This window comes from Roseofilum halophilum BLCC-M91, assembly GCF_030068445.1.
Classification (GTDB): domain Bacteria; phylum Cyanobacteriota; class Cyanobacteriia; order Cyanobacteriales; family Desertifilaceae; genus Roseofilum; species Roseofilum halophilum.
Genome location: NZ_JAQPOK010000070.1, coordinates 1 through 24,072, shown reverse-complemented (window position 1 = coordinate 24,072; position 24,072 = coordinate 1). Strand labels below are relative to the sequence as shown.

General features: G+C 47.3%; 22 protein-coding genes. 16 read left to right on the top strand and 6 right to left on the bottom strand.

Annotation, left to right across the window (positions count from 1 at the left end; all coding sequences use genetic code 11):
- The first annotated feature begins 10 nt into the window (after window positions 1-10).
- The 8 genes from PJF56_RS08625 (at window position 11) to menA (ending at window position 8,709) form a co-directional block, all read left to right on the top strand.
- Window positions 11-2,791, top strand: coding sequence for a PAS domain S-box protein (locus PJF56_RS08625; RefSeq protein ID WP_283762253.1), 2,781 nt, complete (start codon window positions 11-13; stop codon window positions 2,789-2,791).
- Window positions 2,792-2,989: 198 nt separating this feature from the next.
- Window positions 2,990-4,228 (top strand): RNA-guided endonuclease InsQ/TnpB family protein, encoded by a 1,239-nt coding sequence (locus tag PJF56_RS08620; protein WP_283762252.1) that lies wholly within the window; start codon window positions 2,990-2,992, stop codon window positions 4,226-4,228.
- A gap of 66 nt (window positions 4,229-4,294) precedes the next feature.
- Window positions 4,295-4,912, top strand: coding sequence for an imidazoleglycerol-phosphate dehydratase HisB (hisB, locus tag PJF56_RS08615; RefSeq protein WP_283762251.1), 618 nt, complete (start codon window positions 4,295-4,297; stop codon window positions 4,910-4,912).
- Between the two features lie 108 nt (window positions 4,913-5,020).
- Window positions 5,021-5,284 carry a hypothetical protein gene (locus PJF56_RS08610; protein WP_283762250.1) on the top strand — a complete coding sequence of 88 codons (264 nt, stop codon included), beginning with the start codon at window positions 5,021-5,023 and terminating at the stop codon, window positions 5,282-5,284.
- A gap of 8 nt (window positions 5,285-5,292) precedes the next feature.
- Complete coding sequence (gene mltA / locus PJF56_RS08605; RefSeq protein ID WP_283762249.1) at window positions 5,293-6,456, top strand: murein transglycosylase A; 1,164 nt, start codon at window positions 5,293-5,295, stop codon at window positions 6,454-6,456.
- A 53-nt stretch (window positions 6,457-6,509) separates the two neighbouring features.
- Entirely contained in the window at window positions 6,510-6,620 is a 111-nt protein-coding gene (gene petG / locus PJF56_RS08600) for a cytochrome b6-f complex subunit V (protein WP_283752269.1), read from the top strand.
- Window positions 6,621-7,064: 444 nt separating this feature from the next.
- Window positions 7,065-7,652, top strand: a complete 588-nt coding sequence (locus PJF56_RS08595) for a Uma2 family endonuclease (RefSeq protein WP_283762248.1) — start codon at window positions 7,065-7,067, stop codon at window positions 7,650-7,652.
- A 145-nt stretch (window positions 7,653-7,797) separates the two neighbouring features.
- Window positions 7,798-8,709 (top strand): 2-carboxy-1,4-naphthoquinone phytyltransferase, encoded by a 912-nt coding sequence (gene menA, locus PJF56_RS08590; RefSeq protein ID WP_283762247.1) that lies wholly within the window; start codon window positions 7,798-7,800, stop codon window positions 8,707-8,709.
- 69 nt (window positions 8,710-8,778) lie between these two features.
- On the opposite strand, the gene PJF56_RS08585 is transcribed toward menA, so the two are convergent.
- The 3 genes from PJF56_RS08585 to PJF56_RS08575 form a co-directional block, all read right to left on the bottom strand.
- Entirely contained in the window at window positions 8,779-9,462 is a 684-nt protein-coding gene (locus PJF56_RS08585; RefSeq protein ID WP_283762246.1) for an MORN repeat-containing protein, read from the bottom strand.
- A 115-nt stretch (window positions 9,463-9,577) separates the two neighbouring features.
- Entirely contained in the window at window positions 9,578-10,774 is a 1,197-nt protein-coding gene (locus PJF56_RS08580; protein ID WP_283762245.1) for a hypothetical protein, read from the bottom strand.
- Window positions 10,775-11,034: 260 nt separating this feature from the next.
- Window positions 11,035-11,808: an RNA polymerase sigma factor SigF gene (locus tag PJF56_RS08575; RefSeq protein WP_283762244.1), complete on the bottom strand. Its 774-nt coding sequence runs from the start codon at window positions 11,806-11,808 to the stop codon at window positions 11,035-11,037.
- A gap of 360 nt (window positions 11,809-12,168) precedes the next feature.
- On the opposite strand from PJF56_RS08575, the gene PJF56_RS08570 reads away from it, so the two are divergent.
- The 5 genes from PJF56_RS08570 (at window position 12,169) to PJF56_RS08550 (ending at window position 17,172) form a co-directional block, all read left to right on the top strand.
- On the top strand, window positions 12,169-12,864 hold the full coding sequence (locus PJF56_RS08570; protein ID WP_283762243.1) for a RibD family protein: 696 nt from the start codon (window positions 12,169-12,171) through the stop codon (window positions 12,862-12,864).
- Between the two features lie 171 nt (window positions 12,865-13,035).
- Complete coding sequence (locus PJF56_RS08565) at window positions 13,036-14,217, top strand: GNAT family N-acetyltransferase (RefSeq protein ID WP_283762242.1); 1,182 nt, start codon at window positions 13,036-13,038, stop codon at window positions 14,215-14,217.
- Window positions 14,218-14,235: 18 nt separating this feature from the next.
- Entirely contained in the window at window positions 14,236-15,018 is a 783-nt protein-coding gene (locus tag PJF56_RS08560; protein WP_347179493.1) for an ABC transporter permease, read from the top strand.
- Window positions 15,019-15,081: 63 nt separating this feature from the next.
- Entirely contained in the window at window positions 15,082-15,477 is a 396-nt protein-coding gene (locus PJF56_RS08555) for a DUF1499 domain-containing protein (protein WP_347179492.1), read from the top strand.
- A 516-nt stretch (window positions 15,478-15,993) separates the two neighbouring features.
- Entirely contained in the window at window positions 15,994-17,172 is a 1,179-nt protein-coding gene (locus PJF56_RS08550) for a SpoIID/LytB domain-containing protein (protein ID WP_283762239.1), read from the top strand.
- A 190-nt stretch (window positions 17,173-17,362) separates the two neighbouring features.
- Here PJF56_RS08550 and PJF56_RS08545 read toward each other — a convergent pair whose 3' ends face one another.
- Entirely contained in the window at window positions 17,363-18,298 is a 936-nt protein-coding gene (locus tag PJF56_RS08545; RefSeq protein ID WP_283762238.1) for a hypothetical protein, read from the bottom strand.
- Between the two features lie 112 nt (window positions 18,299-18,410).
- Window positions 18,411-19,232: a hypothetical protein gene (locus PJF56_RS08540; RefSeq protein ID WP_283762237.1), complete on the bottom strand. Its 822-nt coding sequence runs from the start codon at window positions 19,230-19,232 to the stop codon at window positions 18,411-18,413.
- 105 nt (window positions 19,233-19,337) lie between these two features.
- On the opposite strand from PJF56_RS08540, the gene murG reads away from it, so the two are divergent.
- Window positions 19,338-20,408, top strand: coding sequence for an undecaprenyldiphospho-muramoylpentapeptide beta-N-acetylglucosaminyltransferase (gene murG / locus PJF56_RS08535; RefSeq protein ID WP_283762236.1), 1,071 nt, complete (start codon window positions 19,338-19,340; stop codon window positions 20,406-20,408).
- On the opposite strand, the gene PJF56_RS08530 is transcribed toward murG, so the two are convergent.
- Complete coding sequence (locus tag PJF56_RS08530; protein WP_283762235.1) at window positions 20,405-20,605, bottom strand: hypothetical protein; 201 nt, start codon at window positions 20,603-20,605, stop codon at window positions 20,405-20,407. The two genes, murG and PJF56_RS08530, sit on opposite strands and share 4 nt — an antisense overlap.
- Window positions 20,606-21,051: 446 nt before the next feature.
- On the opposite strand from PJF56_RS08530, the gene leuS reads away from it, so the two are divergent.
- Together leuS and PJF56_RS08520 are read left to right on the top strand one after the other, a co-directional pair.
- Window positions 21,052-23,610 (top strand): leucine--tRNA ligase, encoded by a 2,559-nt coding sequence (leuS, locus tag PJF56_RS08525; RefSeq protein ID WP_283762234.1) that lies wholly within the window; start codon window positions 21,052-21,054, stop codon window positions 23,608-23,610.
- A 104-nt stretch (window positions 23,611-23,714) separates the two neighbouring features.
- Complete coding sequence (locus PJF56_RS08520) at window positions 23,715-23,927, top strand: hypothetical protein (RefSeq protein WP_283762233.1); 213 nt, start codon at window positions 23,715-23,717, stop codon at window positions 23,925-23,927.
- Window positions 23,928-24,072: the final 145 nt, after the last annotated feature.

Genomic DNA, 24,072 nt, shown 5'->3' with positions numbered 1-24,072 from the left:
ACAATACACCATGACTCATATTATCTCTTGGATTCAATCTAAAAAAGCATGGCGATTACTGAGGACTTTTTTCATTTTTATCGCCCCCATTGCTACTGTTGCTGCTGTTATCTATACTCAAGAGATCGAGCAAGCACAAACCCTCTTAGAAATCCAAGCAACTCATAGCCTTAAAGGGCAAACCGATCGAATTTCTAGAGAATTTGAGTTAATTGTATCCGATTTAAATATTTTAGCTGCACTCAACGATCTACAAACGTATCTCACGGAAGAAACCCTCGATCGAAGGAATGACCTAGCCCATGAATTTTTACACTTTTCTACCCATAAACAACTCTACGATCAAATTCGCTTCTTAGACAAAACCGGTCTAGAAAAGGTTCGGGTCGATTTTAATGCAGGCCAGCCCTCGATTGTGCCGGTAGAGCAACTGCAAAATAAAGGCAATCGTTATTACTTTCAAGATACGTGGGAACTTTTTGCTGGAGAAATTTTTGTTTCTCCCTTTGATTTGAACATAGAAAAAGGCAAGATTGAACAGCCATTAAAAGCCATGATTCGCTTTGGGATGCCGGTGTTCGATCGGCAGGGAGAAAAACAAGGTATCGTGTTACTTAATTATCTGGGAAATCAATTATTAACAGAGTTAAACAAGGATGCGATCCATGCTCCGGGGAATCTAATGTTATTAAATGGGGAAGGATTTTGGTTAACGGGAGCTTCACCATCGCAGTTATGGGGGTTTATGTATCGAGATCGCCCCACTGAACTCCCGCAAACCTTCGCCGAACAGTTTCCCCAGGAATGGCAACGGATTAGTCAGCATAGCAAAGGTCAATTTTATACAAATCAGGGCTTGTTTACGTTTGTAACGATCTATCCCTTAGTGGAGGGACAAAGATCCAGCACGGGTGCTTCAGATGCCTTTAGTCCCAGCGAGGTAGAGATCGGTGCATCCGAGTATGATTGGAAAGTGGTATCCTATGTTCCCCCGGAAGAGATTCAGGCAATCCTACGCCCCATTCGGCAAAAAATAATGCTACCATTTCTTCTCTTAGTGGCGATCGTTTTAATCCTTGCGAGATGGTTAACGGATGCACAAGTTAAACATAGGGAAGCAGAAGTCAAACTTGAGCAACAAAATCGTTTTTTGAATAATGTCATCAACTCCCTAGCCGATCCTTTTTATGTCATTGATGTAGCCAATCATAAAATCGTTACCGCCAATGCTGCGGCTAAAAAGATGGGTGAGGTTAACAACAATACCACCTGTTATGCTTTGACTCATAAACGGAATAGTCCTTGTAATCAAGATCTCGATCGCGTTCATCCCTGTCCGTTAGAAATCATGCAAAACACCAAACAACCGACTGTGGTTGAACATACTCATTTTGATGCTAAAGGCAATCCCATGATTGTAGAAGTCCATTCCTATCCTATATTGGATACTCAAGGCAACTTGGTACAAATGATTGAGTATAGTTTAGATGTCACAGCTCGTCGAAAGGCAGAAGAGCAAGTGCGTAAACTTTCCCAAGCCGTAGAACAAAGTGCCAATGGCATTCTGATTACTGATTTACGAGGGAGAATTGAATATGTGAACTCCCAGTTTACTCAAATGACTGGGTATAGTTTGTCAGAAGTGCAAGGAAAAACCCCAAAAATTTTGAATTCGGGAGAGCAGAGTCAGCAATATTATCAGGAATTATGGCAAACGATCCAATCGGGAGAGGAATGGCGGGGTGAGTTTCATAACCGACGCAAAGATGGTTCTCTATATTGGGCCTATGCAACGATTTGTCCGATGTTCAGCCCGGATAAAAAAATCACTCATTTTTTAGGGATTCAAGAAAATATAACGGCTCGTAAACAGGCAGAATTTGACTTGCGAGAGTCTGAATATAAATTAAGACAGAAAACCCAAGAGCTTGAGAAAACCTTAGCTGAATTACGCCATACTCAATCCCAACTCATCCAAACTGAGAAAATGTCGAGTTTGGGGCAATTGGTTGCCGGAATTGCCCATGAAATTAATAATCCTGTTAGTTTTATTTATGGAAATTTAGGCTATGCCGAAAGTTATATCAAAGACTTGATGAGTGTAATTGAAGCTTATCAGAAATACTACCCCGATCCTGAGCAACAGGTGTCTGAAACTATCAAAGAGATAGATTTGGAATTTTTAGTGGAAGACCTACTGAAAATTTTGCAATCAATGAAGCAAGGAGCCAATCGAATTGAAGCGATTGTTTCTTCTTTGCGTACCTTTTCTTATATGGATCAGGTTGGGATTAAAGCGGTGGATATTCATCAGGGATTAGAGAGTACGTTGACGTTATTACAATGTCGATTACAAGGGGATGAAAATCATCGAGAGATTCAGCTTAAAAAACAATATGGCGAGTTACCCCTGGTAGAATGTTATCCCGATCAATTACATCAGGTGTTTCTGAATTTAATTATGAATGCCATTGATGCCATTGAAGAGCGCGATCGCTCCTCGGAAAACCTTCAATCCTATATAGGGAAAATCAGCATTATAACTCGAACTGTCGGCGATCGCTCAGTGCAAATCAGCATCATTGATAATGGTGTCGGTATTAAAGAGTCTATCAAATCTAGATTATTTGATCCATTTTTTACGACCAAAGATGTGGGTCAAGGAACAGGGTTAGGACTCTCCATTAGCTATCAAATTATTACAGAGCAGCATCAGGGAACCATTGAGTGTTTGAGTAAGGTGTCCGAAGGAACAGAATGGGTCATCATATTACCGGTTCAGAGGATCTAAGCTCGATCGCCAGTTAGGTTGAAAATTGGATGATTTTCTGGTCTGAATGCTATATCTTTACCTTGATGCGACAAGAAGGCTCTCGCTATACCGAAGGTTAGGGACGTGATGAATTGTCGCCAAACCAATAAAAGTCCGACAGGGCAACCTTATCTAAAATCAATGTGTTATCATTTTAGCATGAGATTAAGGCGATAAATGCTTGTATTCGAGACTAAGTTATACGGAACTAAAGAACAGTTTGCCATCTTAGACGAAGTTCTAAGAGCGGCTCTATTTATCCGTAACAAGTGCTTGCGTCTTTGGGAGGACAAACAAGCTAAGTCTCGAAATGACCTTTATCGCTACTGTAAGACTCTGGCTGAATCGTTCCCTTGGGCAAAAAAGCTCAACTCTCAGGCTCGTCAGGCAATGACGGAACGAACTTGGGCGGCGATCGCTCGATTCTACGATAATTGTAAGTCTGGGAAGTCTGGTAAAAAAGGGTATCCCAAGTACAAGCGATACCAAACCCGTTTATCCGTAGAATACAAGACCACTGGTTATAAGTTATCTGAAACCAGAGATGAAATCATGTTCACCGATGGTTTTAAGGCGGGAACCTTCAAGATGCGCGGCGGTCGCGATCTGAATTTCTATCAACTTTCCCAAATCAAGAGAGTTAGAATTGTCCGTCGTGCCGATGGCTACTACTGTCAGTTTGTTGTTGATCGAGAACGGATCAACAACAAGAAACCGGCTAATCATACAGTGGGCTTAGATGTAGGAATCTCCCATTTCTACACTGATTCCGATGGCAACCCAGTCGATTATCCCCAATACCTAAGACAGTCCGAGAAACGACTAAAAAGGGAACAGAGACGATTATCCAAGAAACAAAAAGGCTCTAAAAATAGAGCTAAGGCAAGGAATCGTCTGGGTCGCAGACACCTAAAAGTCCAACGCCAACGCAAAGACTGGGCTGTGAAACTGGCTCGGTGCGTGGTCATGTCGGCAGACGTGGTGGCGTATGAGGATTTGAAAGTGTCCAATTTGGTAAAACATCATTGTTTAGCTAAATCCATTTCTGATGCTGCTTGGTATCAGTTTCGGCAATGGATTGAGTATTTTGGCAGAGTGTTTGGCGTGGTCACAGTAGCAGTTCCGCCCCACTATACTTCGCAGAAATGCAGTTCTTGTGGTTCAGTCGTCAAAAAAACTCTTAGCCAGAGAACTCATGCTTGCCGGTGTGGGTGCAGATTAGATCGCGACCATAACGCGGCACTAAACATTTTGGAGTTAGGACTGGAGTACCGTGGGACACACGGAGTGCAAGCCTGTGGACATGACGGCCACTGCTTTAAGATTGGAGACAGTCTTAATGTAAGCCGTGTGGAAGAAGCAGGAAATCTTAGCCGCGAGGCTGGGAATCCCCCGCTATATTGCGACAGCAATTAGCGGTGGGAGGATGTCAATGTATCATGAACCTAGAAATCTTAAAGAATTGTATAGAGAAAGATAGAAATGAGCGATCGCATAAATGCCGTAGAGCTTTCTCGCACGGCTTTAGTTCATCGAGTCACCGGGGAAACCGATGTTACGGTATCGTTAAATTTAGAGGGTCAGGGTAAATGTAGCGCCAAAACTGGCATTCCCTTTCTAGACCATATGCTGCATCAAATTTCGTCCCATGGACTAATTGACCTAGAAGTAGAAGCACAGGGAGATTGGGAAATTGATGACCATCATACCAATGAGGATGTGGGCATTACCCTGGGTCAAGCCCTAGCCAAAGCATTAGGCGATCGCAAGGGTATCGTCCGCTTCGGCCATTTTATTGCCCCCCTAGATGAAGCGCTAGTTCAAGTGGCCCTCGACTTCTCCGGACGGCCCCATCTGAGCTACGGTCTATCTATCCCCACAGAACGGGTGGGAACCTATGACACCCAACTGGTGCGCGAGTTCTTCGTTGCCGTGGTCAACCATTCCCAGATGACCCTCCATATCCGTCAACTCGATGGCCTGAACTCCCATCATATTATTGAAGCTACCTTCAAAGCTTTTGCCCGTTCCATGAGAATGGCTCTAGAAATCGATCCCCGTCGAGCCAGTAGCATTCCCAGTTCTAAAGGCGTATTGTAGTTGAAGACGACCCATTACCCATTACCGATTACCGATTACCAAATCGTCAATTTGGTGCGATCGCGTCTCATAATAGTGTCTGGTGAGTTATTTTAAAATCCGACAATCATGCCTAGAACTCCAGATGAATATGCCGTCCATTTACTCATGAATGGTGGACACCGAGAAGTAGTACGCTTTCCGACGATTAAAGACTTTCAGAAGTGGTATGCGGCTGAAGTGGTACACAAAAAAGACAGCGATGACTTTGTGAGCGTACCCATGAAAACCGCAGAAGGGGAATATATGGTCGTTCGTCCAGTCAGCATCCTAGCGATCCGGGTAGAACCTGTGTATACCAGCAGTATTGATCGAACTCCTATGGATGATTAGCACGCCCTATGAAACCCCTCCTCACCTCCCTGATTTTAATGGTTGGACTCAGTTGGATGCCTCCAGTTTGGGGGCAGACTCCCTTACCCTCCCCTGCGGGTGATGCCCTAGAAGTCACCCAGAGAGGGGAGGGAGATCTGGGTTGGGACGATCGCCTGTTTGGGCCTTCTGGAGATAAACGATCGCTCTTAAGGGCCATTGATTATAGTTTGCAATATTTGCGAACCCCCAAGGCGATCGAAGACTATACAGAATTAAACCATCCAGACATTACCCGCGATCGCGTCCGTCGGTCATTAATTCGCTTTCGCCAGCTCCTAGTATCTTCCCGCAGCGCTACCGAACTCCAAAGAGCCGTACAGCGCGAATTTACCTGGTATCAGTCCGTGGGAAACGATGGCCAAGGAACCGTCGGATTTACCGGCTATTTTGAACCCACCTACGCCGGAAGTCGCACCCGAACCGCCCAATACCGCTATCCCCTCTATGCTCGTCCCGCAGACTTCCAGGACTGGGACAAACCCCATCCCACCCGTGAGGAACTGGAAGGGGAAGATGGACTAGGGTGGCAAAGTCCCCTGAGAGGAACCGAAATCGTTTGGCTTAGAGATCGCCTAGAAGCCTTTCTCGTCCATGTCCAAGGTTCCGCCCAGATCCAACTGCCCAATGGCCAAGTGATGACCGTTGGCTATGGGGGGAAAACCGATCATCCCTATACCAGCATTGGCAAAGAACTGGTCAACGCAGGCATCTTTTCCCTAGAATCCTTAACCTTACCCAAACTGATCGACTATTTCCACCAGTTCCCCGAACAGATGAACGAGTATTTACCTCGCAATCAAAGTTTTATCTTTTTTAAGGAAACCCAGGGACAACCCGCGACTGGCAATTTAAGCGTTCCCGTCACTGCGGGACGCTCCATTGCCACCGATAAATCAATTATGCCTCCAGGCGCTCTAGCTCTCATTCAAGCTCCCCTTCCCGAACCCAATGCACTCGGACAGCTAGAACCCACTCTAGTGAGTCGGTTTGTCCTCGATCAAGATACCGGAAGCGCCATTAAAGGAGCGGGACGGGTGGATGTATTTATGGGCACAGGACGCGAAGCAGGCGATCGGGCTGGGTTAACCAACTCCAACGGAGAGCTTTATTACCTGCTCCTGAAGCGATAGGATAGAAAACACACTGTTATCATCACACTCATTCAAAAGGAGAACCTAAACCCATGGTAGAACCCCTAGTTTCTGGTATCGTACTCGGCTTAATTCCCATTACCCTCGCTGGTTTGTTTGTAGCTGCTTATCTCCAGTACAAACGAGGCAATCAACTCGGTTAGATCGAGATAACAGTCACAGCAGTAGGTTGGAGGTGCAACCCGCCAGCCCCCAACCTACCCCCCAAACTACCCATATCAGTAATCCAACTAAAAAACAATGTCTAATAAAATTTCAGCCGAACAGTTTTACGATAAGTTTGCACAGAAATATGATGAAACCTTTCCTTAAGCTCCTTATTATTTGTTGAAGATATTGAAGCCGCTTTGAAGGAAATTTATCGAATTGCTCGCAAAGCAGTTTTTATTAGTCTTGACGAGACCACAGAAGACTATATTAAAAATTTTGCTTGTACCGTGTACAACCACTCCCCAATTCCTTTCCCTAATGCAAAAGAAGATTATTGGATTCTAGGATGGAAGTCCCCAACTCTGGGCTTTTCGATTCAGACTCGGATGATTTACGAGCCATTAGTAACCTAAAAATTAAACTCGATTAACTTAGTTATGACTCTGACCACTCAAAAACTGAGCTTTGAGGAATATCTGACCTATGATGATGGTACAGATACCCGCTACGAACTCGTCAATGGAGAATTAATACCCATGAGTTTAGGAACGGGAAAACATGGGGCGATTATTCGTTTTTTACTGCTGCAATTTGATCGTACTTTAGCCACCTCAGAACAACCCTTAATCGCTCTACCTGGCTTGGTGGGTGTTCGCTCTCCCCGTGGGGGTCGTTGGGATACCTGCCGCATTCCTGATATTACCGTCTTATCTCAAGAACAATGGGAAGAAATGGCAGAACGAGAAGCCGTGATTAACCTCAATGAAGCGCCCCCATTGCTCGTGGTTGAAGTCGTCAGTCCCTCTACAAAAATGGATGACTATCGCTCTAAACAATCTGAATATAGCGTCCTCAATATCCCTGAATATTGGATGGTCGATCCCATTGAACAAAAAGTAATCATTGGTCAATTAGATCATGGATTGTATACTCTAACAGAATATCAAGGCGAACAACTCATCAGCTCCCCCACATTTCCACAACTTCAGTTAACAACCCGTCAGATTTTAGCCGCTAAATTATGACATCCGCTCCAAAAGAGTCTAATCATGGTATGCTCAGGGGTTGGAGATTTCCCCTTAAACGATCGCCCCATCTCCCATAACCAACAGCAAGCCCTTTTAGGGTAAACTCTAGAAACTAATTGGTTCTCAATATTGAAACTGTTCCATGACTACGCCCACCATTCCTGTTTCCCGAAAAAAGCTATGGTTAGCTGCCATTAAGCCGCCCATGTACAGTGTTGCCGTTATTCCCATTGGGGTGGGTAGTGCTGTTGCGTTTGCGGAAACAGGAATCTTTGACTGGTCAATTTTTATAATGTTTATTACGGCGGCTATCCTGATTGTCGCCTGGGTGAATTTAAGCAATGATGTGTTTGACTCGGAAACGGGAATCGATGTTAATAAACACCATTCTGTTGTTAATTTAACTGGGAATAAAAACCTAGTCTTTTGGGTCGCCAATGCCCTGTTAGCGATCGCCGCCCTAGAACTGATTTTGATTGCCTGGTGGCAACACGATCCCATGATTCTGGAACTGGTTGCCCTAGCCGTTTTTCTCGGCTATACCTATCAAGGGCCGCCCTTTCGTTTGGGTTATCTCGGTTTAGGAGAAATCATCTGTTTTATTACGTTTGGCCCCTTAGCCGTCTGTGCTGCATACTACTCCCAAAACCCGGCTTGGTCAACCGCTAACCTGAAAGCCTCGATTATTATCGGCATTACCACCAGTATCATTCTGCTCTGCTCCCATTTCCATCAAGTGGAGGACGATATCGCGGCTGGAAAACGCTCTCCCATTGTCCGCATCGGCACAAAAAAAGGCGCTCAACTGCTTTTGGCAGCTTGTATCGCTGTTTTTGCGGCGATCGCCCGCTTCATCATCGAAGGGCATTTTCCCCAATGGACTGCTCTAAGTTTCCTCAGCATCCCCGTTGCCGTGCAACTGTGTCACCATGTTCTCACGTATCATGACCAACCCGAACAAGTGAAAAACTGCAAGTTTATTGCCGTTAATTTTCACTTTCTCAGTGGACTCCTATTAGGATTAGGGTTTATTTGGGGGCAATCAGCTCTTTAACCTATTACCGCGCGTTTCATGTCTGCGAAGCAGAAAGCGCTATAACATCGAAAAGCGCTGTAATCGATCCTAATTCACGAACGCGCCATCGCGGAAACGTCCAGAGGTGCGTTGACCATTGGGAGCAATGATTACACCCTGTCCATGGGGAACGCCACCGCGTAATTCTCCTTCATATCTTGTGCCATCGGGAAAGACGCATTGAACATTCGCATCTAACCCTTCATTGAAAAACCGACCTTGGCAACGGGTTCCATCGGGACGAATGAGTGTACCTTGGCCAAAAGGTTGACCGGCAAAAAATTCCCCTTCATAACGACTTCGATCGGGATAAACAAATCTTCCTCTACCGGAAGGTTGACTACTGGTGACATTTGTACCAAGATTAGTGACTAATCCAAAGGTTCCTTCGTAGTATTTGCCATCAGCAAAAACAGCGCGGCCGCTGGTGAGGATTCCATTTTCAAAGACCCCTTCTAGACGGGCATCATCGGCTCTAATAAAAACTCCTCGACCGTGGGGTTTACCGTTGAGAAATTCTCCTTGATAGCGATCGCCTTCTCCATAGACATAAACCCCTTGACCGTTGGGTAGTCCACCCCGAAGTTCCCCTTGATAATTATCTCCGTTGGGATAATTACATTTAGCCACCCCATTGGCAATGTCAGGGAGACAAGAGGGAATTAATTCTTCATCTGGAGTACCTAGAGACTCTCCTCCCAATTGGGCGATCGCCCCCTCAGTCATTAGCATCAGGCTTACGCAACTGAAACTTAGAGCAGCTAAACCAGAATATGCAAATGTCTGTAAGCATCTCACCATAGGCTTTAAGTCAGATTTGCTGTTATTCATCACTCCCCCCATAATCTTACTCCCACTCTAAAAGAATAGCGACTAATTGAGAAGCATCACGCCCTCCAAATACGACTGCTTTCACATCCGATCCTCTTCGCGTAACTCTAAATTCCCGTTTTTGCTCCGGCTTAAGATTAGCCGTTACACTGATATTAAAATCATTAACGATTGTGCCCGTTCCCTTTTCCTGAAGTTGCAAGGTCAGACTGGTAACCTCTAGATCTTCCTCCCCAATATTTTGCAAAGTTCCTGAAATCAAAAATCCGCCTGAGATTTCCGTTAACTTCACATCTCCGAGTCGCACACCGCGAACCGTCGTTTCTACCGGGCCTCCTGCCGGTTGAGGCGGTGTTTCTGGGGGTAAAGGAGCAGCACCCACTGCACGAGCCACTTCTTGCCCATACTCTTCCAAAATCACCACCGGTTCAGCCGGAGTATAGACATCAATATTTTTCACATACACCGAACCGCCGCCAATATATTCCCCAACGCCTACATAACGACTCTGTTCGCCAGGAGATTTAACAATGGCCTTCACCACCTGGCCCACTTGTACCACCGCCGACACTTCCACCGCCCTAGCCGTATTCGGAGGCGGCGGCCCCGGATCGAATGGCGCTTCAGCCACTACCGGTTGAAACCTCGGATCGACCCCTAAATTGGGAGGCGGTTCCACTTGGGGCAGTTCCGGAATCGACAACGGAGCAATACTGGGAATCCCAGGCGCTACCCCTCCCCCTCCATTGCCCCCACCCGCAGCAGGAGCGGGAGGAGATGGAGGAGATGGGGGTGGCGGCGTTTCCACAGCGATGGGCGGAATACCTCCGGCTGGGCCGCCATTTTCTGCCCCACCATTTGCCGAGCCTCCAGTAATAATAATTCCTGGAGGATTAAACGGGTCTTTCTGCCCCGTCGTCTGGCCTGCTGACTGGGCCCGTTGTTCCGGATTGGTCGATTGTTGTAGAGCAGATTGGGGGGGAGGAGGGGGTGGGGGTTCTTCCGCTTCTGCTTCCTCTTCTGGAAACACTTCCGGTGGCGCTTCTTCTGCTTCTGCTTCCCCTTCCGTGGGCGTAGTTTGGGGGGCAGAGGCTACCGGTTCTTCCGGGGGCGCTTCAGTGGCGGGGTCTTCTCCTCCCCCCCCAATTAAACCACAACTGCCTAACCCTAGGGTGAGGACACTGAGGACTATGACTAAGAATGATGGACGCATGGAAACCCCCCACGATTAGCACGATTAGCTGGCGATTTGAGTTACTGGGTTAATGGTACTGCTATTTTAGGCTGATTTTTGGTTAATGACCAAGATCTAGGGAATGGGGAATGGGGAATGGGGAATAGGCAAACCCCCCCTGTGTCCCCCCAAGGGGGGAAGGAAAAAGGTAATTTCTCCGCGTCTCCGTGTCCCCGTGTCTCCGTGTCTCCGCGTCCCCATCTCCCCATCTCTATCAAAAGACATAGGGGTTGAGGGCTTCAAATCTCCGTGGTCATCACCTTTTTCAACCGTTCCAGACCCTTTTTCACCTGCCGAGAGACGGTAACGGCGCTGATTCCCATCCGTTCGGCGGTTTCTTTTTGGGTGAGGTCGTGGAGAAAGACAAATTCTAAGACTTGGCGGGTGCGCTCTTCCAATTTCACCAGGCCTTGTTGCAGGCGAATTTGGTCTTCCATGGCTAATTGGAAACTGCGATAGTGATAGTCGGGAACCAGTTCGCCTAAACTGGTGGCTTGTTCCCCTTCATCGGTGACGGGAGCATCTAGACTGAGGAGCGATCGGTTTTTGGAAGCGAGTTTCACCTCGTGCCATTCTTCTAAGGACACGCCCATGGCTTGGGCGATTTCGATATCTTTGGGATAGCGGTTAAGTTGCACTTGTAAATCCCGAATGGTGGTTTCTGCTTTGCGCTGCATCATCAACCACCGTCGAGGGATGCGGACGGTATTGCTGCGATCGCGTAAATAATGTTGAATTTCGCCCCGAATGTAGGGAATGGCAAAGGAACTAAAGGCGTGGCCTTTAGAGGGTTCAAACCGTTCTATCGCTCGAATCAGACCAATACACCCAACTTGGAGTAAGTCATCGTATCCTTCACTGCATTGGTGCATCCAGTGATGGGCTTCTTTTCTGACTAAACCAATATTTGATTTGACAATCTGGTTCCGCAATTCCAGGGACGGATGTTGTTGATAAGCCGAGAGCAAATCAATATTTTCGTTTTTGATATCTTGGGAAGCTGAAGTTGTCATAATCTCAGTTGGGGTTTGGTAGATTGTTTAAATGTTAGATGTTAGATAATCAATTCCAGGTCATCCTAAAACACGATCAATATAGCACTCACTTTTTATTTTAGATCTTTTTATCATTTAGGCTATGATTTCGCCACCAGCCTAACTGTGTTCTTCATCACAGTTGCGACGTTAAGGATAACTTGCGATTGTTTGCACCCTGCTTCTGATTGGGGAATTGAGGGGAAGAAGCTTAGTCCCTGAGTTTACTTTCCCACTCTTAGCCTATCAATAATCTTCACTTGGGTGCAAGCCCATTGTTGGCAACAGCAACATAAAGCAACATATTGTATACTTTGTGAAAGTTCCTACTCCTATGCTATGACGGCTTCTACAGTCGATCGCCCCCATATTACTGTTATTCTGGCCATGAGCGCCGATGGCAAAATCTCCGACACAGATCGGTCACCGGCTCGGTTTGGCTCGGCCACGGATAAAGCCCATCTCGAACAACAAATTGCTAAAGTCGATGCTGTCCTATTCGGGGCAGGAACCCTACGGGCCTATGGTACAACCCTGAGCATTAGCGATCGCCAACTCCTACGGGAACGCCAGCAAAACCACTATCCGCCCCAACCGGTACAAATTCTAGTTTCCCAAACCGGCACTCTCGATGCCTCCTGTCGCTTTTTTCAACAACCGATTCCCCGATGGCTACTCACCACCCCAGAGGGAGCCATTCCCTGGCAAAATCAACCAGAATTAACGTCCAAATTTGACCGCATTCTCACCGCTTCTACCCATGAAGGGGGGTTCTATTGGAATGGGGTTTTTGTCCAGTTGGCCCAACTGAATATTAAGCGCTTGGCCCTGCTCGGAGGAGGGGCCCTAGTAGCCAGCTTACTGGCCGGAGATTGGATTGATGAATTATGGTTAACGGTATGTCCAGTGCTTTTAGGTGGCGCAACTGCCCCCACTCCCGTGGATGGGTTAGGCTTAAATCTACCCAAATCCTTAACTCTCCTCTCTGCTCACCCCGTCGGGCAAGAGGTGTTTTTACACTATCGGCTAGGGTAGGGGAATGGGGGAATGGGGGACGCGGGGACGCGGGGACGCGGGGACGCGGGGAATGGGGGACGCGGGGACGCGGGGACGCGGGGACGCGGGGACGCGGGGACGCGGGGACGCGGGGATTGCCTATTGCCTAATTGTTAATTGTTCATTGTTAATTGTTAATTGTTAATTGCCATGGGTTATTCAATTCGCTGGATTTCACAAATTTCTGAAGTACCTCAACCGGAATGGGATGCTCTGGCGCAACCCCTGAAAACACCCTTTTTAGAGTGGGAATGGTTGCACAATATGGAGGCTTCTCGGAGTGCCACAGCGCAAGCGGGTTGGCAACCTTGTCATTTAACGGTGTGGAAAGAGGACACCCTAGTGGCGGCGGCTCCGTTATATCTTAAAGGTCATAGCTATGGTGAGTTTGTCTTCGATCACCAATGGGCCGATCTGGCCTATCGTCTAGGGATTGAATATTATCCCAAGCTGTTGGGGATGAGTCCGTTTACGCCAGCGTTGGGTTATCGGTTTTTGGTCGATCCGGCTGAAGATGAGGATACCTTAACGGAGACGATGGTAGCAGCGATCGACCAGTTTTGCGATCGCCATAATATTTCTGGCTGTAATTTCCTCTATGTTGACCCCAAATGGAGACCGATGATTCAAAAATACGGCTTTTCGGCTTGGTTGCACCATAGCAGTATTTGGCATAATCAGGGCTTCCAGACGTTTGATGATTATTTAAAGATGTTCAATGCTAATCAACGGCGCAATATTAAGCGAGAGCGTAAGGCGGTAGAGAAAGCTAAATTAACCATGAAAGTCCACAATGGAGAAGACATTACCCATCAGCTCCTCGCGGATATGTACCAGTTTTATAGCCATCACTGCGATCAATTTGGCTGGTGGGGCAGCAAGTATTTAACCAAGACTTTTTTTGAGCGACTGTATGATAATTATCGCCATCGGCTGGTGTTAAGTGCTGCCTATCGGGAAGGAGATGAGCGCAAACCGGTGGGGATGTCCTTTTGTGTTACCAAAGGGGATCAACTGTATGGACGCTATTGGGGCAGTTTTGAAGAATTTGATTGCCTGCACTTTAACGCTTGTTACTATACGCCGATTGAGTGGGCGATCGCCAACGGCATTCAACGCTTCGATCCAGGTGCGGGAGGCAGACACAAGAAGCGGCGAGGCTTTCCGGCAACTCCCCACCATAGCCTGCATCGATTTTATAATCAACGGTTAATGCAGATCATGAAAACCCACATCGATCAAATCAATGAGGCTGAACAGTTCCAAATTGATGCTATTAATCAAGAGTTACCCTTTAATCAGACTCAAGACTGGGTTCAGAATCCGTATTAGATTAGGGAATCGGGAATGATGCTGCAATATTTCAAGCTACTTCAGTTATTTTGGGCCACTTCGATCGCGGCTGAACTGGAATATCGCCTAAATTTTGCGATCGCCGCCCTAACCAGTCTCGGTAACCTCGTGGGGGGGATTTTTGGCCTCTTCCTATTTTATCGAACCGGCTACACTTTTGACGGTTGGTCATGGGAAAGAGCCTTATTAGTCATGGGCTTTTTTACCCTACTGCAAGGCATCTCGAATGCCTTTCTTGCCCCCAATCTCAATCGTATTGTAGACCAAGTGGAACAAGGAACCCTGGACTTTGTACTGCTCAAACCCATTAGCACCCAATTTTGGCTCTCTACACGCATGATTTCCCCTTGGGGATTACCGGATGTGGTTTTAGGGTTGGGGGTGATTTTCTATGTGGGGAATCGCCTCAATTTAGGGATAACTGACTTTATTTTGGCCCTCTTTCCCCTATTTTTCGGCATTTTGATTCTCTATAGTCTGTGGTTTCTCCTGGGCACAACTAGCGTCTGGTTTGTCAAAATTTATAACATCACTGAAGTGCTGAGATCCCTTTTAGATGCTGGCCGTTATCCGGTGGTCGCCTACCCTATCGCTTACCGAGTGTTTTTTACCTTTGTTATTCCTGTAACTTTTTTAACCACAGTTCCCGCCCAATCCCTGTTAGGGGAGAGTAACATCGCCTGGTTGATGGGTTCCTTGGTGCTGGCGATCGCCTTATTAATCCTCTCCAATGCCTTCTGGAAATTTGCCCTACGCTACTATACCAGTGCCTCTAGTTAAAAATCATTCCAGGAATGATAGCATAACTAAGTTGTCTGTTTAGAAGCATCTCCTTAATTTATGTTGTCATTTTCTGGAAAACGTCCGACGAATCTAGGGGTTAAAGAGGGAAAACTCGCCCCTTGTCCCTCTTCTCCCAATTGTGTTTGTAGTCAAGGTTCAACAACCGATACTGAACATTATATTCAGCCGTTTTCTTATAGCGGCACTCCCTCAGAAGCGATCGAGAAATTGAAATCTATTATCCAGGGAATGCCCCGAACCGCGATTATTACGGAATCAGAGAATTATCTTTATGCTGAGTTTACCAGCAAGCTGATGGGGTACGTGGATGATGTAGAATTTTATCTGGATCAAAATGCCCAAACGATCCACGTGCGCTCTGCTTCGAGGTTAGGGCAATCTGATTTAGGAGTCAACCGCAAACGTATCGAAGAAATTCGCCGCTTATTGGCTTAACCCACAAAGGGTAACCGTCATTGAAAACCTAGGGAGCAAGATGCTCCCAATCCATGAAAACCTAGGGAGTAAGATGCTCCCACTCCATGAAAACCTAGGGAGCAAGATGCTCCTACTCCATGAAAACCTAGGGAGCAAGATGCTCCCACTCCATGAAAACCTAGGGAGCAAGATGCTCCCAATCCATGAAAACCTAGGGAGCAAGATGCTCCCAATCCATGAAAACCTAGGGAGCAAGATGCTCCCACTCCATGAAAACCTAGGGAGCAAGATGCTCCCACTCCATGAAAACCTAGGGAGCAAGATGCTCCCACTCCATGAATATCAAGCAATTGAGGGAGTGCGGGCAAGATGCCCGCAAGTTTAACCCTTGAACCGAATTTGAGATAAGAAGCAAAGATTTTGGGTGAATTTCCCGGAAATTGACTCAGAGGGGCTGACGATCTGTTAAGGTCTATTAAGATTTTCGATAACGTATACATCTACTCAACGACTCCCACTAAGGATTGATTTTCTATGGCTTCTGTGTTCAGTATTTTCTTTATTCCCGTGAAAGCGCTATTGAAACCCATCAAACCCCATTGGTGGTTGACCACCCTGCTGTGGATGGTCATGGCTTCCTTAGCGAGTGCGGCCGAGGTTGAGTTGCGGGTAGCGATTCAGGAAGATACCGATCGCGTAAAAATTGGTAGTTCTACCGCCGCAATTGTGAAGGATTCCAATGGTCAGGTGATTGGGGAGTTAAACCCGATGGATGGGTTTACGGCTCAGTCCGATTATTATGGGGTGTCTCTGGCTCAGTGGCGAGCAGGACAGTTATGGATTGAACCAGAAAATGATGGATTGGTGTGGATTGGCGATCGCTGGTATCGAGGTAGACTGTTAATTATGCCCACCGATGAAGGCATTACCGCGATTAATTATGTCGATATTGAGCATTATCTCTACAGTGTGGTCGGCGGCGAAATGATTCCTTCTTGGCCCTTGGAAGCTCTGAAAGCTCAAGCGGTATCCGCCCGCAGTTATGCCCTCTATCATCGGGAAAAGACAGCCGATAAAATTTATGATGTGGGCAATGACACCTTTTGGCAAGTCTATGGTGGCGTAGAAGATGAATACGTCAGCACTCAACAAGCAGTTGATGCCACTCAAGGACAAATCTTGGCCTATGACGGTTCAATTATTGAAGCGGTGTTTCATTCCTCTTCTGGGGGGCATACAGAGAATGTAGAAGATATTTGGTCGGAACCGCGTCCCTATTTGCGAGCTGTACCCGATTACGATCAGCAAGCTCCGGTTTATCAATGGACAGAGGTCTTTAGCTTGGCCGATATCAGCGAATTAACTGAAGGGGTGGGCAATGTATTGTCCATTGTGCCTCAAGAGAAGACTCCCCAAGGCCGCGTGCGAACGCTGAAAATTACCGGCGATCAAGGGGAAAAGATGATTACTGGGGCCCAGTTGAGAAAGGCGATCGGTTTGAGAAGTACCCTGTTTACCATTCAACCGCTTACAGCAGGTGATAAGGCTACAGGAGCGGCAAGTTTCCAAGTGCAAGGCCGGGGATTTGGCCATGGTTTGGGGATGAGCCAATATGGAGCCTATGCGATGGCTTCTCAAGGCTCAACCTATCAGGATATTCTCCGCCATTATTATACGGATGCTTATTTGGCTAGGTTACGGGTGGCTGAATAGGGATGGGATATGAGGTATGGCATTCATCTATGGGTTAGAGTTGTCATTGCGACCGAAGGAAAGCAATCCCTACACTTAGCTATCTGAATAAGACTGTACTCCATTACAGCGCAAAGCGCTGTAATATTAAGGGATTGGAGGAGTGCGGGCATCTTGCCCGCTTCTTGAATCCCTTTAACTCGATTGGATGTTAGTTATTTTCTGGATAAACAATCTCGCCCTGACTATCCGTGCGATACACCCAACGGCGGCGGGAATTTTTCACCACGACTCGCCACCCCTCTAGCTCTTCTTCTTGGCATTCACTATTCCAAAATTGCAATCCTAAACAGTTATTTGACCAAATTTGCTCGGTCGCGTCTACGACTTCTAGGGTACGCATCGGTAACCTGCGGCGACGGGCCAAATCTTTGAAGACGGCTTGTCTGACTGATTCTGGTAATCCTCCAATTCCGGAGGTTTCAGTGGAGGATGAGGCGATCGCTGGCCGAATAATGGAGCCATCCCGGTTGGTGCGATAGTTCCAGGTTTGACCGAGAGTATCACTAATAACCGTAATTTCCCAACCGGGAAGGGCGATCGCCGTGCAATTATTGCCTCCTAATCCTAAACAAGTATCGGGCCAGGTTTGGGGAATGGCTTGTTGAAAGGCTAAAGAATCGATCGGTTGTTGGGAGTCTCTAGCCGCCGCTTCTAGCACAATGTCCTGTAAAAACAGGGGGAAAGCAATTTCTTGGGGCATGGTTTCCACTCGCCTCAGTTGTCCCTGAATATCGGTGCGATAGGCCCAACGTCGAGAGCCATTGGATAGGACAATACGCCATCCGGGAATAATTTGCTGACCACAAAATTCCCCAGGATTAGGCAATCCTAGGCAGGTATCGGGCCATTGTTGGCGACTGGCTTCAACAAAGGAAAGGCGATCGGGATGTACGCCTAATTCAATGCTCAGATCCCAGCGAACGGCATCGACTAAAAATTGGGGAACCCTTTGAACTTCACTCGAATTGATGGGAATATCCTGAGCCAGTACAGGAACAGGAAATACCTGGTGGGTTAACAGAGGATTAACCCCAATCAGACTGGCAAAGAATACGCCCCATACCTTAATTTTGAACTGAGACATAGATCTTAAGCGCTTCGCGCTGGTAATTGGTAATCGGTAATTGGTAATCGGTAATTGGTAATTGGCGATCTCCCCATTCCTCCATGCCCCACCCTCAAACCATTTTGAATTTTTAATTTTGAATTGAACTCACCACTCTCAAGCGTTGGGTAATCATGGTGATGCCATCCCCGCGAATGAGTACGGCTGAAATCCATCTAGGTTCGGGAAGAATGGGTGCTGTGCCTAATTTGAATAATCCGCCAGCCGAGAGTAACTCCAAGTCGATGGATTTCGATTCCAGATAATGATTGACATGGACGGGTTCTTCGAGGACAGCGCCTAAAAGGACATCATTTCCTAAGGGTTCTTGGACGATCGCATCTAAGGTAAAGCGTTGACCAATTAAAACCTGTTCGGGCAGTTGAAAATCAACCGTAGGCGGATTGTCTCCAGCCGTTAAAATGGTGCGCTCTGAGAGGATTTCCTGGGAGACTAACTTTTGATTTTCTAGCCGTTGGCGCGATCGAATCTGCGATCGCATCTGCATCGATCGCCCCATCATCCTTTTTTGACCCTGTATTGTCGTCACCGTTTCGGCGATCCAACCATTGCCTTCGTGTTCCCAGGATTCAATTTCGGTGCTGTAGCGAATCTGACTATAATCTTGCCAAAATCCGGCTAACACTTCTGCCAGACTAGAGCGGGTTAAACCATCCTCACTCTCAAACTGGCGATCGTAAAAGGCTAAAACCCCTTCCAGATTCTGTTGACTGGCGTTATTGTCGATTTGCTCGATCACCTGTTTTAATTCATTGGGTGCAGTTTCGGCAGCTCGTACCCCCAGGTTTCCCCCAGTCCAGGCGATCGATACACTCAACAGCAAGGTAGCCCAAAGGCGACTACCCGGTAATCTTGCCCATTGTCTCTGGTGACTGGAAATAGAATTCATCATATCGTCGCTCATTGATTGACCCATCCAATAATTGCTTAACTCGCTATGGGAAAATAAGCACTACTATAACTCTAGAGTACCTGATTCACACCCGATAGCTCCCTCATGTCTGATTCACCCTTGAAACTCCTCATTGCCGCTAGTGGAACCGGTGGGCATTTATTTCCTGCTCTGGCTGTTGCTAGGCAACTTGAGAACTGCCAGATTGAATGGTTGGGGGTTCCCAACCGCTTGGAAACCCAGTTAGTTCCGAGTCAATATCCCCTACATACGATCGCCGTGGAAGGCTTTCAGGGTGGCTTGAGTCTCAAGAGTCTGAGAGTGTTGCAAGGGCTGGTAAGTTCCATTGGAGTCTGTCGTCGGTTGTTGAAAACCGGTGGATTTCAAGGGGTATTTACCACGGGAGGGTATATTGCTGCTCCTGTTATTCTTGCCGCGCGATCGCTCAATTTACCCGTTCTGCTCCATGAGTCGAACGCCTTACCGGGTAAAGTGACGCGCCTTTTGGCTCCCTGGTGTACTCAGGTAGCCGTCGGGTTTGAAGCTGCCCAAAATTATCTCAAGGGAACGAATGTCATCACCGTGGGGACTCCCGTGCGTGCTGATTTTCTCGATCCCCAACCCCTAACCCTAGATATTCCTGAAGATGCGCCCCTAATTGTTGTGGTAGGGGGATCTCAAGGAGCAGTTGCCGTCAATCAACTGGTGCGCGAAGCCGTGCAAGACTGGTTAGAGCGGGGTGTAGTGGTGGTTCATTTAACCGGAAATAACGATCCCCATGGTCAGGATTTTCAGCATTCGCGCTATTTAACCCTGCCTTTTTACGATAATATGGGCGCTTTGCTTCATCGAGCGAGTTTAGCCATCAGTCGCGCTGGAGCAGGGACGCTGACGGAATTGGCGATCGCCAAAACACCCGCTATACTCATTCCCTATCCCTATGCTGCCGACGATCATCAAACCTATAACGCCCAGATCTTCGTCCAAGCCGGTGCAGCACAACGCTTTGAGCAAAACCAACTCACGGCTGAAACCTTAAAACAAACCGTCTCTGAATGGCTCGACTCTCCAGACACCCTAGAGAAGATGTCACAAGCCATGGCTTCCCTCGCTGTACCCAACAGTGCCCAGCAGTTAGCCCAACTAATCATTACCATGATTCGCCCGTTGACTTAGTTAGTAACTGTCACCAACAACCGTTCGCGAGCCTCCTGCTTCACCTGTCCATTCATAATCGCAAATTGCAGTTGCATAAATGCTCGGAAATCTTCCACATCATATTTGTGGCTGAGGTTGGTTCGCAGTTGCTCCTCTGCATCCACACTCAGATAACCAACCGTTAGACTTTGCTCAACAATATCTCGAATTAACATAAGATTGCTTGACTCCAGTAGTAGTAGATGATCTGATCGGTAGGGGTTGCCTTGGCGAATGCTCAGTCAGTCTCTTGACGGACTTGCGATCAATGTATTGACTTTAGGTTGTATTAAGATTTGAACATCATAACCGCAAATTGCAAAAAAATGCTAGTTTTCCGAACTTTTTTTAGACGATTTGGATGAGGTACTTACATAAGTATACTTACCTTCCAATAGACAATTACAGATTGAAGTTTTTAAATTCCGCAAACCTACGGAAACTTTAACAAAACTTCATGAAGATTCTTTAAAATTTTTCCTTCTACTTACCCAATACCATCCATTACCCATGACCAGCACCTAGGGCTATAAGCAAAATGCCAGAGAAATGGCCGACCCATCCCAGATTGTGTCAAAATAGTCAAACAGTAATGAACATTGACCCCGCAGGAGTTTAACTCGTGGAATCTCGCTATAATCCAGTTGAAATCGAGGAAAAATGGCAACAAACCTGGGCGGAACAAGGAGTAGACACCACACTGACCGACCCAGGGAAACCCAAATTCTACGCCCTTTCCATGTTTCCCTACCCTTCAGGAAACCTGCATATGGGTCATGTCAGAAACTATACGATTACAGATGTCATCGCCAGGGTCTATCGGATGCGCGGCTATCGGGTGCTGCACCCCATGGGATGGGATGCGTTTGGTTTACCGGCAGAAAATGCGGCGATCGCACGAGGCATTCATCCGGCAAAATGGACGTATGAGAACATTGCCCAGATGAAGGCAGAACTAAGGCGCTTGGGACTCTCCTACGACTGGAATCGGGAAGTGGCGACCTGTTCCCCCGACTACTACCGATGGACGCAATGGATTTTCTTGCAATTCTTCCAAGCCGGTTTAGCCTACCAGAAAGAAGCAGCCGTCAATTGGGACCCCGTAGACCAAACCGTACTCGCCAATGAACAGGTAGACAGCGAGGGTAATTCCTGGCGCTCCGGGGCCAAAGTCGAGCGCAAACTCTTAAAACAATGGTTCTTGAAGATTACCGACTACGCCGAAGAACTCTTGCAAGACTTAGATAAACTCTCCGGATGGCCGGAGCGCGTCAAACTCATGCAAGCCAACTGGATTGGGAAATCCGTGGGGGCTTATCTAGAATTTCCCATTGTCGGACTCGATGAAAAAATTGCCGTCTTTACCACCCGTCCCGATACCGTGTATGGTGTCACCTATGTGGTGTTAGCTCCAGAGCATCCCTTAACCCCGAAAGTAACCACCCCAGACCGACAGCAAGCGGTGACTGAGTTTATCACATCCCTTGAAGGGGAAAGTGATATTGAACGCACGGCCGAAGATAAGCCCAAACGGGGCATACCCACCGGGGGACGGGCGATTAATCCGTTTACCGGGGAAGAGATTCCCATCTGGATTGCCGATTATGTATTGTACGAGTATGGAACCGGTGCAGTGATGGGGGTTCCCGCCCATGATGTGCGCGATTTCCAGTTTGCCACGCAGCAAGAGTTACCGATTAAGGTGGTGATTTCCCCGACTCAAGGTGAAGTGCCGGAGAACTTGAGCGAAGCTTATACGGAACCCGGCTATATGGTGAATTCCGGGATGTTTAACGGCGCTCCTTCGACGGAAGGCAAACAAGCCATCATTGACTATGCCCAAAGTAAGGGGTATGGGAAGGCACGGGTGCAGTATCGCTTGCGGGATTGGTTAATTTCTCGGCAACGGTATTGGGGGGTTCCCATTCCTGTTGTCCATTGTCCCCATTGTGGAGCGGTTCCGGTTCCAGACGATCAACTGCCGGTAAGATTGCCGGAGGATGTGGCGTTTTCCGGTAAGGGTGCGTCTCCCTTGGCGCAGTTAGAAGAGTGGGTGAATGTAGATTGTCCGAGTTGCGGCACTGGGGCGAAACGGGAAACGGATACGATGGATACGTTTATTGATTCGTCCTGGTATTTCTTGCGCTATCCGGATGCGAAGAATGATGAGGCGGTGTTTGATTCGGCGAAAACCAATGATTGGATGCCGGTGGATCAGTATGTGGGTGGGATTGAACATGCGATTCTACACTTATTGTATTCTCGCTTCTTTACTAAGGTTTTGCGCGATCGCGGTTTAATCAATTTTGACGAACCCTTCCAACGGTTGCTCACTCAAGGTATGGTACAGGCTCTAACCTATAAAAATCCCAATACCGGTAAATATATTCGCACCGATGAAATAGCCGACATTAACCAACCCACAGATCCTGATACTGGTGATGCTCTCATCACCTGCTATGAGAAAATGTCCAAATCCAAATACAACGGCATTGCTCCCTTAACCGTCTTGGGCAAATACGGCGCAGACACCGCACGGATGTTTATCCTCTTCAAAGCCCCCCCAGAAAAAGACCTAGAATGGGATGATGCCGATGTTGAAGGACAATTTCGCTTCCTCAACCGGGTTTGGCGGTTAGTCATGGAATTTGCAGAAACCTCTTCTGAACAGGAAACAGGAAATACAAAAGCCGAAAAAGATCTCCGTCGCGCCATTCACACCGCCATCAAAGAAATCACCGACGATTTAGAAGGAGATTATCAGTTTAATACCGCCGTTTCCGAGATGATGAAACTCAGTAACGCCCTCAACGATGCCCAATGTAAATCCTCTCCCGTTTACACCGAAGGCATTGAAACCTTATTGCTCCTACTCGCCCCCTTTGCCCCCCATATAACCGAACAATTATGGCAAGCCTTGGATCATCAGGAGTCCATTCACCGTCAATCTTGGCCAGTTTTTGATGAGAGCGCCCTAGTCGTCGATGAGATTACCCTAGTGATTCAAATCATGGGTAAAACACGGGGCACAATCGAAGTCCCCGCGACTGAAGATCAAGCACTGTTAGAACAATATGCCCGCGATTCCGAAGTTGCCCAACGCTATATCGAGGGTAAGGAAGTGAAGAAGGTGATTGTGGTTCCCAAGCGCAAATTGGTTAATTTTGTGGTTTCTGGTTAAGAGAGATTGTTCCCTTATCCCCCAGCCCCTTCTCCCACAGGCGCTACCCTGAGCGAAGTCGAAGGGAGAAGGGGGCAAAATTCCAAAATAGGAGTGCGAGCATCTTGCTCGCTGTCTTTCCCCAATTACCCCAATTACCCCAATTACCCCAATTACCCCAATTACCCCAATTACCCCAATTACCCCAATTACCCCAATTACCCCATCACTCCATCACCCCATCACTCCATCACCCCATCACCCCATCACTCCATCACCCCATCACTCCATCACCCCATCACCCCATCACAGCGCGAAACACTATATTTCACAAATGAGCCTCAAAGATCGTCTTATGAATAGTAGCGTCAAAGACTAATTACCCATTAAGACTTTCTCATTGGTGATGAAACTGAATTTCCTGAGCCGCATAACCTCTAGCCTCACCAGCATTGTACTCGCCAACTGTCTATTACTAGGAGC